Raw genomic sequence first — 18,461 nt, 5'->3', positions numbered from 1 at the left:
AAACATTATTTCAGATTTTATAATTTATTTTTATTCTTAAATCAATGCTTTTTTAAATTTTATTTTAAATTGAAAATTTTTGAGGATTTTTGATAGATTTTTAAACTTGAGGAAATTTCCAAAGGTTAAAAATGGGAAATTTTTAACCATCTATAAAACAAAAATAGTATTACTGTAAGATTGAGGATAAATTTAATCACATGATTTCAAAAATCTTGAGGGATAAAATGCCAAAGGATTTAGAAGCTTTACTCAAAGAAGAAAGGATATTTAAGCCTACAAAAGATATTGTGGAAAAAAGCAACATCAAGCAGTGGATGAATAAATATAAAATAAAAAATTACATGGAATTACTTGAAAAAGCTAATAATAATCCAGACTGGTTCTGGGATGACCTTGCAAAGGAACTTGAATGGTTTGAACCTTATAAAAATGTATTAAAATGGGACCCGCCCCATGCAGAATGGTTTTTAGAGGGCAAATTCAACATAGCCCATAATGCATTAGATAGGCACATTAAAAACGGCAAAGGAGATAAATTAGCTTATATTTGGGAAGGAGAAGACGGAAAGACCAGAAAAATAACTTACCGCCAGCTTTGGCGGGATGTAAATAAATTTGCCAATGCATTAAGGGAATTGGGTATTGGGAAAGGAGATACTGTAAGCATTTACCTGCCGATGATACCTGAACTCCCAGTGGCAATGCTTGCATGTGCCAAAATTGGGGCTGTGCACTCCGTTGTTTTCTCAGGGTTCTGGGCAAAGGCATTTCAAGAGAGGGTAAACGATTCAAAATCAAAAGTGGCCATAACCACAGATGGATTTACAAGAAGGGGAAAATTAATACCTCTTAAAGAAAACGTGGACGATATACTCCAGAATACACCTACAATCAAGAATCTTATTGTAATTAACAATGCAGGCATAGATGTTAAAATGCATGAAGGCAGAGACCTCTGGTGGCATGAAATTACAGAAAATATGAGCGAAGAGTGCGAAACTGAAGTTATGGACTCTGAAGACCCATTATTTATTTTATACACCTCTGGGACCACAGGAAAACCAAAGGGAGTTGTACACGTTCACGGAGGGTACGCAGTCGGAATTTATACCACTTTAAAATTCGTTTTTGACCTTAAAGACGACGATATATGGTGGTGTGCAGCCGACATTGGATGGATAACAGGCCACAGTTATATAGTCTACGCCCCACTTTTACTGGGAGTGACATCCATCATATTTGAAGGTACCCCAGATTATCCAGATCCCGGAAGACTGTGGAAAATGGTAGAAGGTTATAAAGTAAATGTATTCTATACTGCCCCAACAACAATACGGATGTTCATGAAATACGGCCCCAAATGGCCCGAAAAATATGATTTAAGTTCCATAAGGCTTCTTGGATCTGTAGGCGAGCCTATAAACCCTGAGGCATGGGTCTGGTATTATAAATACATCGGCAGGGAGAAATGCCCTATAATGGACACGTGGTGGCAGACAGAAACTGGAATGCACCTTATAACCCCTTTACCAGTATCTCCGCTTAAACCAGGCTCTGCAGTTATGCCTTTCCCAACGGTCCAGGCAGATATTCTAGATGATATGGGAAGGTCTCTGACTGAAAAAGGAGGGCACCTTGTAATCAAAACTCCATGGCCTTCAATGCTTCGAACCATTTACAGGAACCCGCAGAGGTACATCAAAACGTACTGGAGCGCATTTAAAAATATGTACCTGAGCGGGGACGTGGCGAGAAAAGATTCTGACGGTTACTTCTGGATTCAGGGCCGTGAAGATGATGTTTTAAGTGTTGCAGGGCATAGAATCGGGACTGCAGAAGTGGAGTCTGCCCTTGTAAGCTATGAATGCGTGGCAGAAGCTGCAGTGGTGGGAAAGCCTGATGAAATAAAGGGCGAAGAAATTGCAGCATTTGTTATACTCAAGGATAATTTTAAACCCACACAGGAACTAAAAGACACTCTTAAATATCACGTTAGAGTTGAAATAGGTCCTGTTGCAACTCCAAAATACATAAGATTCGTTGATGACCTCCCAAAAACAAGAAGTGGGAAAATAATGAGAAGAATTATAAAAGCCAAGGTTAAAGGCGAAGATGTTGGAGACACAAGCACCCTTGCAAACCCTGAAGCTGTTGATGGTCTTGACAGAGCATTGTAAGATTTAAATAAATATCAATAACCGTAAACATCAGTATTGGAGTCATGCTGGCCAGGTTTTACTAGATATAGCCCTTTAAATCCTTGCTCAACAAAATTTATGCCGTTGACTTTGATAATCTGGTAAATTTCACTATTTTTTAGGGTAGTTTCATCTAAATATTTTTCAAAGTTCTCCACCGCTTTCTTTCCAATGCCTAATGCCATTCCATAAACCAAAAACTGGTTAATATCATCAAGAGAAATATCTGCATTAGTTATATCCCTGCCAGAAACATACGACTTAAAGTTATCCAATTCATCCATAAATTCAGTTGAGTCTCCTCTAAAGAATTTATTATTGGAATATTCATTTTTAAGATGCTTTTCCCAGCTGTTGTATCTGCTTTCGAATTTTTTGGAAGCTTTTAAATTTTTTAAGTCCTCTTCTATAAAGTATAATGAAATTACCCCTTTCTTATCATACCTCTTCAAAAAGTTAACTACATCTAATTCGTAGGCTTTAAGCTTAGTTACACTCTTTTTTTTATTTATTCTAACTAAAGGGCCATAAGAATGATTATTTGTTTTAGCGGAATTAGAATTAACTGGATTTGAGAAAATAATGTAATTTTTATTTATTAAATCAAGCACGGTTGCTTTAAATCCATCTTCATATCCATTTAAATCTGTTTTTTCATTTAAATAGGTATTTAATAATTCTGGAGAGTAATTAAACATGTATTTTGGAGTAAAAATGAAATTTGAATCATTTAATGATGATGATTTTTTTATATACTTCGTATAGACCACATAACTAACCAAAATAACTACCAGCAGTATGAAAAAGACCTCTAAGAGAACATTGAATTCCATTTAACACACCTTTTCATTTCAATTAACAGAATACTGTTATGGCGCACTATCTGTAACGTAAGTAATATAAAATTATCTATTTTTGTTATACACTCAAAAATCAAGGCATTCGAATGCCGTACGAAGCTTGCAAAAATCTTTGATTTTGCAGCAGCAAAGCGGCGCATTCGAAAATTGTAAATTTTCGATGTATTGAAAATCGATGATTTTCAAAAGTTTCGCATGTTCCACGTTCAAGGGTTTCAAAATAAAAAAAAGTTAGGCTATTTAAAAAATATTATTCCGACTCTTGATAACTTCCGTTGTACTCTCCAGAGCCTGAAACTTTAAATACAACTGCCTGGGCAATTCTTTCCCCTTTTTTAATCTGGTAGTCAAATTCTCCGTAGTTGTAGACCATAAACTGGAGTGTCCCGTAAAATCCAGGGTCACCTACTGCTGTATGGACTGAAATAAAGGACCTGTTAAGGGTGGAACGCGGGCGGTAAAGCATTGAGTATCCCTTTGGGATTTTAACTTTGGGCGCCACTGTGACTGAATAAGCTGTTTTTGCTTTTAAAGTGTAGATTGGACCTTCAAGCTTTTCTAATTCTGGAAGATTTTTTTCATTGTCAATTAGAGAGCCCGCACTTTTTTGAACGAACACGTCTTCTAATGGTAAATCGATCCCTGAAGGCTGTATGAGCCCTTCAAAATCTGGAAATAGTTTGATTAATTCTTTTTCGCCTAGAATACTAAAACACCTCATTTATACCCGTTTTTTTCCTACTAAACTCCATAAAATTCATAATAAATAACTATACTAATAGGATAATCCATTACCAACATTTTTAATGTATTTCATTTTTAGTTTTATAAAATTAACCCATATAAATCTTTTTAAAATTTTCAAAAAAAAATAAGTACTTTTCAATGATCTAACTCAAAAATTCTAAAATATGATGTCCATGTACGTAATAAATGTCTTAATATGGCATTATTGGTTCAAGAATTAGAAAATGCTAAGATGTATCAAAATTGTTGATAAAAAAAATGGGAACTATAATAATTGTTTGAAAAGTTCATTATTCCTTTAAGTGATAATAACCTTTTTGAATTAAACGAATTTGTTAAAGTCCTAAGACCAAACGAGAACAACTAAAGAAAGAAATTAATGAACTCACAATAATGTTAGGAAGACAACGTAATTATATAAATCTACTTGAAAAGCCATCGAATAATGAAGCAAAGATTAAAGATAAAAGAGGTATATTTAAAGAATTGATCAAAAATGAAATAATTTAACTAATAATCAAAAAGATCAAAATTAGAGCTCTTAAAATATCTAAGATAGTGTACACAAGAAAATTAAAGCTATTTTTAATTTGACATAACAACAATTATAATCTATTTATAAAGGAAGATACTAATAGAAATTTATGTCTGAAAATAACATAAAATCACAATTAAATATAAATTTCAAAGTTATAGCAGACTTTATTATAATTTGCTTAATTATATCCGATACATTTTTACTTATACTATCCGATTTTTCTAATTTAAGCACAAATCTTACAGAAGATATCATTTATTTTGATTTAATGGTTTGTTTTGTTTTATTTTGTGAATTTATGTTCAGATTAAAAAATGCTGAGAATAAAAAAGAGTTTTTTAAAGATAAATGGGTATGGCTTGACATAATTGCAATGATCCCTCTTAATTTCTTTGCATTTAGATTATTCCGTTTTGCAAGATTAGTCAGAGTGTTAAGGCTTTTAATGTTATTAAGGTTCTTTGCACTATTTAGAAAAAGTTTTACTAAATTTAATAAATTTATTAAAGAAAGCCATCTTGATTGGAGCTTTGGAGTACTTATTTTTTCAATTTTTGCAGGAACTATCATATATTGTATTGTAGAATTTGGAAATAAAGCTAATACATACGATATTTGGGAATCTTTCTCCTATGTAACACAAAATATCATAAATGCAGGAGCTGTAGATGTAACTCCACATACATTAATTGGTAAAGTACTGGGAATTGTTTTAATGGTAACAGGTGCAATATTCTTTGGAATGTTCACTGCTTCATTAGCTACATGGCTTGTAACGAAATCAAAAAATGAGCAAGACGCAAAAGAAGAATCAGAACTTAATGAATTAAAAGAATTAGTTATAGGGATGCAATCTGAAATCAAAGAATTAAAAGATTTAATTAAAAAAAACAAATGAATTAAAGATTCTTATAACTTATCATAAAAGTCTATAGTATCTTTTAATCTTTTAGCGTAGTTATAAATATCTTTAATATTTTCAATAGGTATCTTCTCTTCCTTTTTATTCTCATCAAATAAACCTATATACTTTTGTTTTGTATTAAATCGAAGTCTACAAATAGGTTTTTTGGTGTTATCAAGATTTACAGCACAATAACTTAAAGTATCCTTTATTAGTACCCTGTCAGCATCTATTATTTCATGAAGAATTGCCTTTACAATATAATATCCTTCCCATTCATCTTCTGTTGTTATAATCTTTTTTGTGTCATCATCAATTGTCTTGAGTTCATCTTTGGCTTCAGTATCAGAATTATCTGGATTATTAGAAACCTCTAAGGCAGATTTTAACCTATCATTAACTTGGTCTTTAATAATTTGATTCATTGCTGTTTTTGTAATACCAGTAAATTTTAGACGTACTTTTTCTGTTATTGGTTTTTTGTATACTTTTTTAGCCAGAAATTTAACAAAATCTTCCGATGGGTCGTTTATTTCTTTTTGAATTATTTTTTTCATCTCATTTACATATTTAAGTTCACTTGCTACTTTAAATATTTCACTAGGGTCAAATTCATCTTTTGTGAATTTTTCAAGTTCTTTAACATCTGATTCCTTAATTTCACACATGTCAATTTCAAGAAATGGTTTATTATCCATAATGTTAGGCTTGTCAATATCTGTAAAAAAACGATAATTAATACCATTAGTTAAAATAGCAAATCTAGCAGGAGTATTCGCTGCAAAATATCTAAAAAGTTGAGAAGCATGTTCTTTATCTAAATCACTATCACAATGTTTACATTCAATTAATAAAGCAGGTTTTCCATCTTTTATTATTGCATAATCCACTTTTTCCCCTTTTTTAGTGCCAACATCACATGTAAATTCTGGAACAACTTCTGTTGGATCAAATAAATTATATCCTAAAGCATTTATAAAAGGCATTATAAGTGCAGTTTTAGTGGCTTCTTCAGTTTCTATATGGTCTATCTGTTTTGGTATGGATTCTGAAATGTTTTTTAAGTCGTTGATTAAATCCATTTAGCTCCCTCTTCATACATTATTAAATTATATATTTATTTTACAATTATTTAAACATGTATCTATCTTAGCAACTATTATAATATTTTCAAACTTATACTAAATGTTTATTTTGCAATTTACCATTTAAAAATTGTAGATATCTTTTTTTTTATCAATAAACACATGAAAATCTATTGAAATAAATATAATATTATACCATTGTCCAAAATGTAACCACATAAACTTTTTTAAAAATAATGTAAAATTAACCCTAAAAATCTTTTAAATAATTAAAAAAAAAAAGCATTCAAGAGATTAAATCATTCAAATGACATTAAACCACAAACTTTACATTCATATACACAAAAAGTTATATCTTCATCCATATCTATTTTTGAAACAGATTTTAATTCAAAACTATGACCTAACATCCTACAAAATAACTTTTTAACATTCCATAAATATTCAAAATCTCCAGTAAATTTATTCATTATATTAATCACAAACTCCATATTATCAAACTCCTTTTTAGTTATTACAATATTGTTTATTTAAATAAAATAAACGCTTAATAGACACTTATTACATTGAATAAGATCATATATAAACTTTTATGATTTATAACACATAATAACAGTGCAAATATTATATTAAAGCTTTAAAACGTAACCAAATAAATATTAGATGTTATAAATGGAATAAAAAAGAAATAGTACTCAATCAATTATACTCAAAATATCTAAGATCATGCACCGAACGAACAGGTTTAAATTTTTTAGTGCATTTTTTCGACATTCAATTGGTAATTTCAATGTACACATATGATCATTGATGATAGTAAATAAAACATTTTAAGTATTTTCATACTTTTTTAAAAATCTTATTACAACTGTATTTTTGTATAACGCACAATAACAAGATACATTTCATTAAAAGCATACATTCAATTAATTAAAACACTGTTTAATGATATAAATTAATTATATTTTAAGGAACTACTCGTTTTAATTAGGTTATTTATATTACAATATTCTTTATCAGTGTTTCATGTAGATAAAACCAATAATAAATGATAAACTTTAACAAACATCAAAAATATAAATAGAAATTTAGGATCGTTTCTACTGCGTAATATATGGGTTTAACGAAGTAAAATGAACTAAGATCACAAACACAAAAGACAAATCATAATCTTTAAATCATGAAACAAATGATTAACAGAGCTAATTCAGATCATTAATCAATTCATAAAAAAATATAATTTATAAAAAAAAAGCGAAGTTAAATCATAAAACATAACTAAATAACAGGTAAGACCACGACCACCGAAAAAATCCCAAGTATACCCCCATCAAACTTTACATTCTAAGCTTCTATCATATGATCATATTTTTTTAGTTCAATGTCGAACAATATATGATAAAAAAACACTGTATAATAGTGTTAAATGCCTATTTATCCATATTTACATATATCCTAAACAGTAATTATTCTATTAAACTTCTTTAACAATTTAAAGGAATATTTAAAACAGTATCGCATTTTACTTGATTTATATACTAGAAAAATTATTTGTTAACGAATTTCTTTTTAAAGACGGAATTTAGATCGACCATTATATTGAGGAAGTAAAAAAAAATGGAAAAAACATAAAATTTAATATTTTCTTTTTAAGTCTTTCCTGCATTGAAATAAGGGTTCTATTTGTATAAATGATTCATTTTTTTAGGTTAATAATTCTTGTTATTCTTTAATTAGTGAATTAACATATTTATAAGATTCATAACGTTCCTATTCAATATTAAAGAAAGATTTAATAAAATTGATTGTTTTTTCATGCTTCTTTATCCTCATAAAGTAAAAATCCTTTTAAATTCATTGAAAAAAAGGGTTTTATTTTATTTTTTTTTGAAATTATATAGAGAAATAAAAAAATATAACAAAAAAAGGGGTGATTAACCATGCAAATAAATAAAATAAGTTTTTCTGACATTGTAAACCTATTAAAAGCTGATATAAATCAGAATATTTTTGAGATTTGTTTTAAGCTTGGCTGTAGCGGAGGATTATTATACCGAAGAATGATTCCAGAAGGGTACAGAGGATTAATAGAGCTTAAAAATGCAATAAGAGAAGGAGAATTATAAAAAAAATTCTCCAAAAATACTCTTTTTAAAGGGGTGATACGATGAAACGTAAACCAGTTAAGGATTATAATTATCAGAAGGTTAAAAGAAGTTTAATAGAAAATGGACAGTTGAAACAGGATAAAAATCTATTAGAAGTAAAAGATCCCGATTTGGATGATATAACTATAACTATACCACAAGAAGAGGGTTATAGATATGAAATAGATGGTAAAAGATTGGGTATTGTTAAGAAAATAAGGAATAGAACTACTTTTGAAATAAATTGTGGCATATTTCCAGATCCTGAAGAAATTTTTGATTATGGATTGGCTAAAAAGCAGATGAAACTAAAGTGAGGTGATAAGTATGTTATTAACTGCTGAAGAACGTCAACTGATTTTTGAATCTGATTTAAAAAAGATTAGTACATATTTAATTGAAAGATTCAATTTAGACATTAAAAAGAATCCTGACAGCATGTATTTTAAAAGTACAGCTTTAACTATGGAATATATTATTTTAGCTGATAAAAAAGAGCTAAATAAACTATCAGGAAAAGGAACAATAGATGAACTTAAAACATTTAATGATCAAATGTGGGATAAATTAAAAATGTTCTCTATAAGAGCTTTTACAATACATAACAATAAAATTAGAGTTCAAATAGACTATAAAAGAGATATTGGAATTATAACATATCCCGCTGGACATAATGAAACTACAGAATTAACCTATTACTAATAATAAACAGTAGTTACATTTTTTTATATTTTCAAATAGTAAAAATAAAAGAAAATAAATGAGGGATTACTATCAACTTTAAAAGAATTTTAGATGATATTAACGAAATTACAGAGGATTTAAAAAGAATACATTTAGAAATAGATGAAGAAATTAAAAACTTAAAAAGAGGAGATGATTTAAATGAATATTAATGATAAAATGGAAGCAACTGAGGAAACATTAAAAACATTAGGACTTATAGATGGCAAACCTGTTATATCTGTTAGACCTGATTTAATAAGTGAAGAATGTAAGCGAACAGTAAGTAAAAAATGGGAAGAATCTTGCCAAAGAGTAGATCAATTATGGGATGAACACTTCTCAGATATTAAATCAATATCAGAAACCATAGACTAATATTTTAATTTTCTAATTTTTTTTCGACAATTGTAAATAATATCGTATTTTTTGAACTCAAATTTTTTATAACGATTCTAAAAACTTTTAAAAACGTTGCTATCTTTTTATAAATGCATTATAATGATTGATGAATTTTATTTTATAAAAAATATCTGTGCTTATGCAGATATTTTAAAAATACATTGGAATCGTTGGAAAATGGATAAAGAAGGTGTATAAATGGAAGATAAAGAATTTAAATTTACAGAAGTTTTTAAATATGCTAAAAAGATAGCATTAGCATCTAAAGATCAAGTAATGGCAGGTAGACCTTCCAAAATACCATGTATAAACTGGGATAAACTACCATCAGATTATACAGGATTCAATGATGAAAATTATGGTACTGCAATTATTTGTGATTATATCAAAGAATTAAATCAGTATTTAGTAGTAATTGATTTAGATATACCCAAACCAAACAGCGAACATATACCATTAGAGGTATTAGAAGACTGTATGAAACCAGTAATAAATCAAACATACAGTGTAAGAACTGGATCAGGCGGAATACATGTATATTTACTATCTAACGAAAAGCCAAGAGCAAAACAACCACGCGTTAATATCGATTATCAAACCAATACAGGGAATATGAAAGGAAAATATGTTGTATCTGATTTTATTTATGACAAATACGGTAATAAAATACATTATACCAAATTAGAAGAATCTCCAGATATTATATTTTCAGTTAAGAATACTGATGAAGTACTAAACGAGCTATTAAAAATATTAGAAGAAAAAGGATATAAAATAAGCCCATTAACAGGATATACATCACAAATAGCTGATATAATTAGTAGAAATTTACGTGAAGGACATAGAAATGATCTGGCACTTGCTATTTCAGGTTATCTTCGGAAACAGAAGTTTAAATATGAAACCACAGTTCAAATAATTAGAACAGCTTTTAAAAATGATGAAGAATTAAATGAACGATTAAAAGTAGTAAATAGAGCATATAAAATGAATATTAATGATTTAAGAGGTTGGAATGCTCTAAAAGATCATTTAAATGGTTCAGATTTAAGGGAATTAGAAAGTTTAGTAGTAGGAGATGAATTAGATTTAAAAAGTGTAATTATGAGGAAATTAGCCAAACAACAAGAGCCAAGTAATAAAGAACTATCGGACTTCTTAAATCATGAATTAACATTATACAAAGATCCAAAAGTAATGAAATACTATGAAAGACTAGAAGATGGGACTATAAATGAAATTGACAATATAAGAATTGAGGCATTTATGAATAATGAATTTGGAAGTAATCAAATTTCATCGGCAAAGTGTAAAAATGTACTCAAATACATAACTAATCATATAAAAAGGAATTATAATATAATTATTTTCAATAATGGCTATTTAAACACACTAACAAGAGAATTTAATCCAAATAAAGAGGAATTAGAAGAAATACCCAAATTAACATTACCTTTTGATTGGAATCCAAATGCGAGATCAGGGCGAATAGGTGAACTAATAGATGAAATATTATATGATCCGAAATATCCTAATAATAAAGAATTATGGTTAAGGGCTGTAGGACATGCCTTTATGGGTAGTAATCGGATAGGTAAAATGGTAATGGTGCAAGGTGAATCAGGTACAGGTAAATCCACATTAACAACTATATTAAAAAGGATGTTTACAGGTAATTTTTCAGAAATAAAGACGCAGACAATAGTTAAAAATGAAAGATTTACTTTACATCCTTTAATTGGGAAAGCAATAAATATAGATGATGATATTAGTAATGGGATGTTAAAAGGAATAGGAAATTTAAACAGTATCATTACAGGTAATGGTTTACAGGTTGAAATCAAAGGGGAAAATAACAGCATCCAAGCAGAAGCCGAACAAATACCTAAATTATTCGCAAATGGAAACACACTACCTCCAATGATAGGAACAGGCATAGAAAGAAGACTATTATTAATTCATGCTGATAATGAAATATCTTATGAAGATAAAGATGAATATCTACAATCAGATATACTTTCAGGTAAATACGATAAAGACGGTATAGAATGGCTAATCTACAATAGTATAAATCTTTATTTAGATAAATTAGATGAACCATTAACAACTAAAGAAGATGAGCAGAGAATGAAAAGAGAATATGATTTTAAAGCTTATCCTCTTAAATGTGGAATAGAAGAAATATTTGAAGAATCATATGAAGAAACCGACTATTTAGAGAAAAAAGAAGTACACAGATACATTAAACAATGGTGTAAAGAAGCTTATAAAAATGGATTAATAAGCAGTGAGCACAGAAATCCATCAATTAAAGCAATAAACAAAGCAATGGACAAAGCAGGATTTTATGACAGAAGAAAGACTGTAAATGGAGATAAAATATCCATATATGAATGTATAAGATTAAAAGACCATTGGAAATATGTTTTTAATCCAGAAATAAATCAACAAAGCCAAACAATATTTACAGAAAGTACAAGTTCACTGTATTGATGATGATAATTTGAAAAGTACACCACAGGTTAAATCCATCTTCAATTTTTTTCGACATTAGACTGGACACTAAAGACAGTAATCCACAACTTTTTGAGTTGGTAAAAAATAATTTAAAAAATTTTAAAAAAATTTACTAAATAGAAAAGTACGTTTTTACTGTCCACACTGTCCACTTTTATAGAGTACTTCTAAAAAATAATAAATAAACCCTGCTTTTTTAGAAATATCATTATAATACCGTGGACTTATTTTTTTTTAAATTTTTTCTAAACATTCTTTAAATTCTTATTTTTTAAATTAATCAATTCATTAACGATTTCAAGGAATTATAGAAGATTAAATAATAAATTAAACTACAGGTGATGAATTATGAAAGAATATAATTATAAAGAAGTTTTTAAACACGCTAAGAAAATAGCAATATCCCACAAAGGGCAAGTATTATCAGGTAAATCTAATAAATATCCAAGCATAAATATATACGAACAACCAAAAGATTATAAAGGTTTTAAAGACCTAAAATATCCAACAGCTATATTATGTGATTATATAAAAGAATTGGATAGATATTTAGTAGTAATAGATATAGATAAACTAAATTATTCTAAACTTTTATCATATTCAAACATTTTACCAGAACTTTCAGACATTATACCCGAACTTATACCAATAGAAATATTCAAAGAAGCCATAGAAGACATAATAACTGATACATACTCAGTTAAAACACCTAATGATGGTTACCACATATTTTTATTAAGCGAAAATAAACCAAAACATAAACCGATAGGTTTTGGTATAGATTATATAGATGGTATAGATCATATAAAATATGGTACTTCTTTAAAATACGTTATAACTAATTATGTATGGAATAAAAGACTCAATAAAGAATATTATGATAAATTAGATGGTTCTCCAAATAGTATTTTAAGTGTTTCTAATAGTGATGATGTTTTAAAAGATATTATAAAAGCTTTAGAGCTTAAAGGTTATAAAATTCCTAAGCCTATTAAAGTAAATCCAATAAATAATATACCTATTTTAAAAATGCCTATTTTTATTTAATGATATTTCAAGAGATTATAAAAGATTGTATCAAAAAATTTTTTAAAAAAAATGTTTAAAAAAATAGTTAAAAATTTCTTACATTCCTTCTTGATTCAATTTCATTTGATCTTTAAGAATCATATCTCTATACTCTTCAGGTAGCTTACCACTTTCTAAAACAAACCCTTTTAATGTATCCATCTCTTGTTTAATGTCTTCATAAGGGTTAATTATAATTACATCTTGATTAGTTGTTATTAATTTGTCTACGATTTGACTATATTCTCTCTTTAAACTATTTATATCAGGTTTAAAGTATGCTGACGTAGTAGAATCTATGTTATGTCCCAATAATTGTCTTGTAGTTAAATGTGGTATTTTATTAGCTTCTAAAGTTGAAGCAAAAAATTTTCTTAGGGAATGCACTCTTATTACATTACGGTTATTTTCGGTTTTCCTGAAAGAGTATTGTTTATTTTTATTTGTATACATAGCTAAGAAATCGTTAGCTATTAGTGGATTATTAAATTTTAACCCCCTAAAAAGTTTATCTTTAGGTTGAGGTTTATAATCTTCAAATTTAAACTGCAAATCCTCTAAATAGTTAATTATACGTTCTATTGATTCAGGCGATGAAAAAGTAACGTATTCAAAATTTCTTTTAACCCTTTTAACGTTCCATGTTGGAATAAAATTGCCTTTAGCTTTTAATTGATCTATTAATTGAGTTATTGTTTCAGGATATGGTTTAATTGAAGTTGCTTTATATAGATGCTTAAATGTTAAACTGGTAACTTCACTCGCTCCCATTCCACTACTCAAACAAAGTACTGTCATAGCTTTATATACACTATTTAATTTTTCCATAAATCTTCTTATTTCTTCCATTTTAGGAAGATCATCTATTGTTTCCTGCCTTCGTATTTTTTTAACTGATTTTCTGTTATTTCTTGGTATTTCAATTTCATTTTCTCTATAAAAAGATTTTACCAGTAGAATTGTTAGTTCTATTGTACTTTCAGACAGATCGGATTCTTTAAGACTTACTTTAAAATTCCTTAAATATTTATTAATCTTACGTCTTTTTAATCTTATTCCAGAATCTTCTTCATCCTCTGCTTCTCTAATTAACTCTTTTAATGTCTTATTTGTAAAATTAGAATATTTCTGTAAAGCATTTCGATAATTATCTATAGTACTGGTTCGTATTTCACGATCAAAACAAAAGTCTTTAAATATGTCTTCATCTTCTACTTTATGGGATTTCTTCATTTTACCACCGTTCTTCATTAATATGCATTAATAAATGGATGGTAACGGTTTGTACCTGTCTTAAAAATAACAGTATATTATTTATTATGATGAAGTTACATCAAAAAAGCAGGTAAAATGAAGATTTAAGGCATTCTTTTTCGCCTAGCATGATTATCGCCTTTTAGAAATATTTGAATATCTTATAATTATCTTAAAAACTAATAAATACTTCGTTTCAGTCAGATCTAGAGCGTGCCGGCTGTAATTAATTAAAAATAGATTAAATTTAATAAAATCTTTTCACTTGCAGAAATTTACAATTTCTGAAGGTTAAAAATTTCCAATTTTTAAACTATCTAAAAATAAGTAATTTTCAAATGCTCTAACACTGTTTATTTAATATTGAATTAAAATATTAATCTTTAAGGGGCTGACTATATAAAATTAACATGCATTTAAACCATAGATTACTCCAAAAATGAATATATGCATCTCACGGAAGTAGTTGAAGAAGATTCACCTAAACCTTACTTACTCGTTGAAAGGTGAAACTTCTATGTTATCTAGAAATGTCAGTCTAATTTTTTTAAGTAAAAGATGGAAAAAGTTAATAAGGAGAAATGATAGTATGGATAAGAAAAAATGGTTAAATGAGAGATATACTTTTTATGAAGAAATATTTGAATTTAGAGAATCTTATTGCTTAGAATTCTGCCTAAAAGAAGATTTAAAGGAATTTATAGATTCCTGTTTTAATTTAAACATTCCATTTACATTTTATCCGCAATATAAAATAGCAATACAAAAAGTTCATTTAAAAAAATTAATTGAAATATTGGAAAAGATGAAAAATAATATCATTTATAATAATCCACAATTGTCTTCTGGGCAAGTGTCTCTTTAATTGCAGGATCAGTTGGCTCATCTTTTATATTTTTTTCTTCCTCTATTTTTTTCCTTAAGTTTAATAACCGTTTTTCTGCTTTATCTAAAATTTTATGATATTGCATTGGGATAATTTTAATATTTTTTCGTTTACCCACTTCAACTTCCTCGCATACAACTGTACTTCCTAGAACATATGCTTCAATCATGGTACTTTCAGAAATAGCTCCTTCATTAACAAGTATATTAATATATTTCTCAACTTGAGTACGTTCATCCAAATCAACTTTGAACCCTCCTCTTTTAAGTTCAATAAACAATATTTTGTCTATTTCATTACATGAATGAAAACTTATAGCTGAGTCAGGAAGAACCACAAAATCCGGCCTTAATCTTGATTCTTTAATTTTAATACCTTTCTTTTTCAAAAGTGAAATAACAACGGTTGTTAAACTTTTATTAGATGTAAACTCGATTGATTCATATTCCGGACCAAAAATCCAAAGACCATCTTCAAATAAAGGTTGTAGCTCCTGTAATTCTAAAGTTGTAGGATTATCGCATTTTAATTCTAATTCTTCAATTAAATCTAATCTGGATCGTATTAAACCAAGGACCACTCTCGCTTCTTTGATAGTCCACTTTTCAAGAATTTCGCTTAAAATATCAAAATCTTTTATAGTTAATTTATTGAGTTGATGAAAGAGTTTTTCTCCATTTTTAGATTGCTTAATTTTAATAAATACTTCAGTTGCAGCTTTAAGATCAGTAGGATTAATTGCAGTACGTACTTCTTGTAATTCAGATATGAATTGACCAACTTCATCTTGATCAATACTACCCATAGCTTTTATATGTGACAAATTATCAGTTATAATCTTTTTTTTGATATTATTCCTTTCTTCAGCCATTATTTTTGAAACTGATTTTTTGATACATCCCATAATTTTATTTTGAATTCTTATAGAATTATCTGATTTTGAAAAATCACTCATTGTTTCATTAAGTTCATCTTTAAGGATATCAGAATGAATTACATATGCATATTGTTTTGCTTCCTCAATCCTACCATCTAATATTTTATTCCATTTAGTAGTTTTTATTCTTCTTTTTCCAAGTATCCAAGTTACTCCATGAAAATGAGTGTTTCTACTTTTTTGATTAGATTTTATTTTCAATATTTTAACAGTTTCATTATCAATTTTACATGGAATTTCATCTAAATTATCTTCTAAATCATCGAATTCGATTTTTTTACCATTTATTGTTATACTAAACAAAGGATCTGTTAAAAATCGAGCCCCTATCTCTTTTTTTATTTTTTCTGAATCCCTATAATTTTCATTTAATTTAAAATATATTTTAGTACCACTATCTTCTTTAGGCACCGTTTCTACTAATTCAATTATAAATCCCGATTCTTTATCTCTTTTTATCTTAAATTTGGAACTTTGGCCATTTTTCCAAGTTTCAACAATAAAAGAGTCGGCAAAACAAAATGGTGCAAATCTTCCTTTACCATGTTTTCCATATGCTTCTCTATATCCCTCCCTTTTTCTTCTAAAATAAACTTCTTTCCCTTTAACTTTTAATCTACTATAACTCATTTTAGGATATATTTCTCTAAACTCAGTTTCTGTCATCCCCTCGCCATTATCCTCAAGTATAACTTCTTCTCCACGTTCATCAGGCCATGTTATGATGATTTTTTCTGCTCCAGCATCCCAACTATTAGAAATAAGTTCTATAATTGCATTAAAAGGATCGGAAACAATATGTTTAGTATTTTCTTTAAATGCTTTTTCAGTAACTTCTGGACCAAAAGTATTCCTTGCCATTAAATAGCTCTCCTTCAAATTAATGTTTTAAAGCCATATAACTTTTATAAATTTAATAGTTATATTTTAAACCATCTAATAATTCTAATTTTATCATAATCTATTTTATGTCATTTTCACAGAAATACTCAAATTTTTTACCCGTCCAATTAACATTGCCCTTAAAAAACCTTTCATATCTTGATTGAGTTTCTTTTGATTTGATTTTTCTAGATTCTCCATTAATTACATAAATTTCAGGATTAGAATTTCCATTAAGTTCTGCTTTTTTTAGAAGATATTTAATATGAATATCTGCATCTGGAAAAGAATAACCACAAAAATAAATCCTTTTAGCATTTTTTAGTGCATCTTCCGCTTTATACCATATTTCTTGTAGATACCTATTAGACATAACCTTAAAAAACGTGGGAGGAATTATAATTGGAATCATTCTACTTCCACAATTTTTACATTCTTTTGGCTTATAAAATAACTCCACAACTCCTTTTTGCTCTGGAGTTAATGTTGTAGATATACACGTTGGACAATAAAGCCAGTTCAAGGAACCATGAGGCTTGTAAAGGTGGACAGCTTTTTGGGGACGGGGTCTTCTCCAATAACTCCAACCATAATCTTTTTCAAAATTAGTAAATTCGATTCCATAATCTAAATCTAAATTATATTTGGATTGCATATCTGTCAATGCATTGTCTAAGATAATATCATAATTTAAACTAATAAAATCTGTATGTAAAATATTATCATCATCGACTAATCTTTTGATTAATTTCTCATGACATCTTTTATCTTTATTTGAATCCTTGTATAATTCACTTTTTTTTAATTCTTCACCTATTGTAATAGCAATTAAAAATATTAAATCTTGCCTAATTTGCTGTATTTCTGGAAAGTTATGGTCTAACCCATAATTTTTGAAACTTTCCCTCCGATCCAATGATAATTCAAGAATACCTAATATTTCTTCAAATGTTGGAAAATTAATTTTTTTTAAATTGTCATTTTCAATATCTATTGCAAAAAAATCCTTAAAAAAACTATTTAATCTTTTATTTATCTCATCAAACTTGCCATCTAACTGTAAAGAGAAATACTTTTCAAATAAGTTTCCTTGTACAGGTGCTCCTTCAGGTACAGAAGCCCCTGCACCAAAAAAAATAACATCTTCTGCCACCTTGTTATCCCCCTTAATTTGAATTAATCATTTAGACTATTTGACATCATGAAAACTGATAATATAGCCTTATCTTATTTTTTGAAAGTTTTCTTGTGTATCAATTTTTTCTTTTGCACACTTGAAGTAACTACATTATTTATCATCATCGATATTT

16 protein-coding genes are annotated in these 18,461 nt (G+C 28.1%); 9 read left to right on the top strand and 7 right to left on the bottom strand.

The window, feature by feature from the left end; translation table 11 throughout:
• The first annotated feature begins 227 nt into the window (after positions 1-227).
• Positions 228-2,180 (top strand): acetate--CoA ligase, encoded by a 1,953-nt coding sequence (acs, locus tag ASJ80_RS00415; protein WP_069584381.1) that lies wholly within the window; start codon positions 228-230, stop codon positions 2,178-2,180.
• A 14-nt stretch (positions 2,181-2,194) separates the two neighbouring features.
• On the opposite strand, the gene ASJ80_RS00410 is transcribed toward acs, so the two are convergent.
• Positions 2,195-3,034 (bottom strand): DUF2207 family protein, encoded by an 840-nt coding sequence (locus tag ASJ80_RS00410; protein WP_069584382.1) that lies wholly within the window; start codon positions 3,032-3,034, stop codon positions 2,195-2,197.
• Between the two features lie 277 nt (positions 3,035-3,311).
• Entirely contained in the window at positions 3,312-3,767 is a 456-nt protein-coding gene (locus ASJ80_RS00405; protein ID WP_069584410.1) for a dCTP deaminase, read from the bottom strand.
• 685 nt (positions 3,768-4,452) lie between these two features.
• Between ASJ80_RS00405 and ASJ80_RS00400 the strand changes: the two genes are divergently transcribed.
• Positions 4,453-5,244, top strand: a complete 792-nt coding sequence (locus ASJ80_RS00400) for an ion transporter (RefSeq protein WP_069584383.1) — start codon at positions 4,453-4,455, stop codon at positions 5,242-5,244.
• Positions 5,245-5,255: 11 nt separating this feature from the next.
• On the opposite strand, the gene ASJ80_RS00395 is transcribed toward ASJ80_RS00400, so the two are convergent.
• Together ASJ80_RS00395 and ASJ80_RS00390 are read right to left on the bottom strand one after the other, a co-directional pair.
• Positions 5,256-6,332 carry a type I restriction endonuclease gene (locus tag ASJ80_RS00395; RefSeq protein ID WP_069584384.1) on the bottom strand — a complete coding sequence of 359 codons (1,077 nt, stop codon included), beginning with the start codon at positions 6,330-6,332 and terminating at the stop codon, positions 5,256-5,258.
• A 302-nt stretch (positions 6,333-6,634) separates the two neighbouring features.
• Positions 6,635-6,826 carry a hypothetical protein gene (locus ASJ80_RS00390; RefSeq protein WP_069584385.1) on the bottom strand — a complete coding sequence of 64 codons (192 nt, stop codon included), beginning with the start codon at positions 6,824-6,826 and terminating at the stop codon, positions 6,635-6,637.
• A gap of 1,449 nt (positions 6,827-8,275) precedes the next feature.
• On the opposite strand from ASJ80_RS00390, the gene ASJ80_RS00385 reads away from it, so the two are divergent.
• From ASJ80_RS00385 to ASJ80_RS00360, 6 genes are all read left to right on the top strand, one after another.
• Complete coding sequence (locus ASJ80_RS00385) at positions 8,276-8,461, top strand: hypothetical protein (RefSeq protein WP_069584386.1); 186 nt, start codon at positions 8,276-8,278, stop codon at positions 8,459-8,461.
• A gap of 41 nt (positions 8,462-8,502) precedes the next feature.
• Positions 8,503-8,799: a hypothetical protein gene (locus ASJ80_RS00380; protein ID WP_069584387.1), complete on the top strand. Its 297-nt coding sequence runs from the start codon at positions 8,503-8,505 to the stop codon at positions 8,797-8,799.
• A gap of 10 nt (positions 8,800-8,809) precedes the next feature.
• On the top strand, positions 8,810-9,184 hold the full coding sequence (locus ASJ80_RS00375; RefSeq protein WP_069584388.1) for a hypothetical protein: 375 nt from the start codon (positions 8,810-8,812) through the stop codon (positions 9,182-9,184).
• A gap of 183 nt (positions 9,185-9,367) precedes the next feature.
• A complete protein-coding gene (locus ASJ80_RS00370; RefSeq protein ID WP_069584389.1) occupies positions 9,368-9,583 on the top strand; it encodes a hypothetical protein in 216 nt (71 codons plus the stop codon).
• A 222-nt stretch (positions 9,584-9,805) separates the two neighbouring features.
• The gene (locus ASJ80_RS00365; RefSeq protein WP_069584390.1) at positions 9,806-12,100 is read left to right on the top strand and encodes a DUF5906 domain-containing protein; all 2,295 of its coding nucleotides are present in this window, start codon (positions 9,806-9,808) and stop codon (positions 12,098-12,100) included.
• Between the two features lie 372 nt (positions 12,101-12,472).
• Positions 12,473-13,171, top strand: a complete 699-nt coding sequence (locus ASJ80_RS00360) for a bifunctional DNA primase/polymerase (protein ID WP_069584391.1) — start codon at positions 12,473-12,475, stop codon at positions 13,169-13,171.
• Between the two features lie 78 nt (positions 13,172-13,249).
• Here ASJ80_RS00360 and ASJ80_RS00355 read toward each other — a convergent pair whose 3' ends face one another.
• Entirely contained in the window at positions 13,250-14,425 is a 1,176-nt protein-coding gene (locus tag ASJ80_RS00355; protein ID WP_069584392.1) for a tyrosine-type recombinase/integrase, read from the bottom strand.
• Between the two features lie 610 nt (positions 14,426-15,035).
• Here ASJ80_RS00355 and ASJ80_RS00350 point away from each other — a divergent pair.
• Positions 15,036-15,311, top strand: coding sequence for a hypothetical protein (locus ASJ80_RS00350; protein ID WP_141705194.1), 276 nt, complete (start codon positions 15,036-15,038; stop codon positions 15,309-15,311).
• Here ASJ80_RS00350 and ASJ80_RS00345 read toward each other — a convergent pair.
• Positions 15,265-17,130 carry an ATP-binding protein gene (locus tag ASJ80_RS00345; RefSeq protein ID WP_069584394.1) on the bottom strand — a complete coding sequence of 622 codons (1,866 nt, stop codon included), beginning with the start codon at positions 17,128-17,130 and terminating at the stop codon, positions 15,265-15,267. The genes ASJ80_RS00350 and ASJ80_RS00345 overlap by 47 nt on opposite strands.
• A 100-nt stretch (positions 17,131-17,230) precedes the next feature.
• The gene (locus ASJ80_RS00340) at positions 17,231-18,304 is read right to left on the bottom strand and encodes an SIR2 family protein (protein ID WP_176720274.1); all 1,074 of its coding nucleotides are present in this window, start codon (positions 18,302-18,304) and stop codon (positions 17,231-17,233) included.
• Positions 18,305-18,461 lie beyond the last annotated feature (157 nt).

It is taken from the genome of Methanobacterium bryantii, assembly GCF_002287175.1.
Lineage (GTDB): Archaea > Methanobacteriota > Methanobacteria > Methanobacteriales > Methanobacteriaceae > Methanobacterium_D > Methanobacterium_D bryantii.
This window is presented reverse-complemented; position numbering and strand designations above follow the sequence as displayed.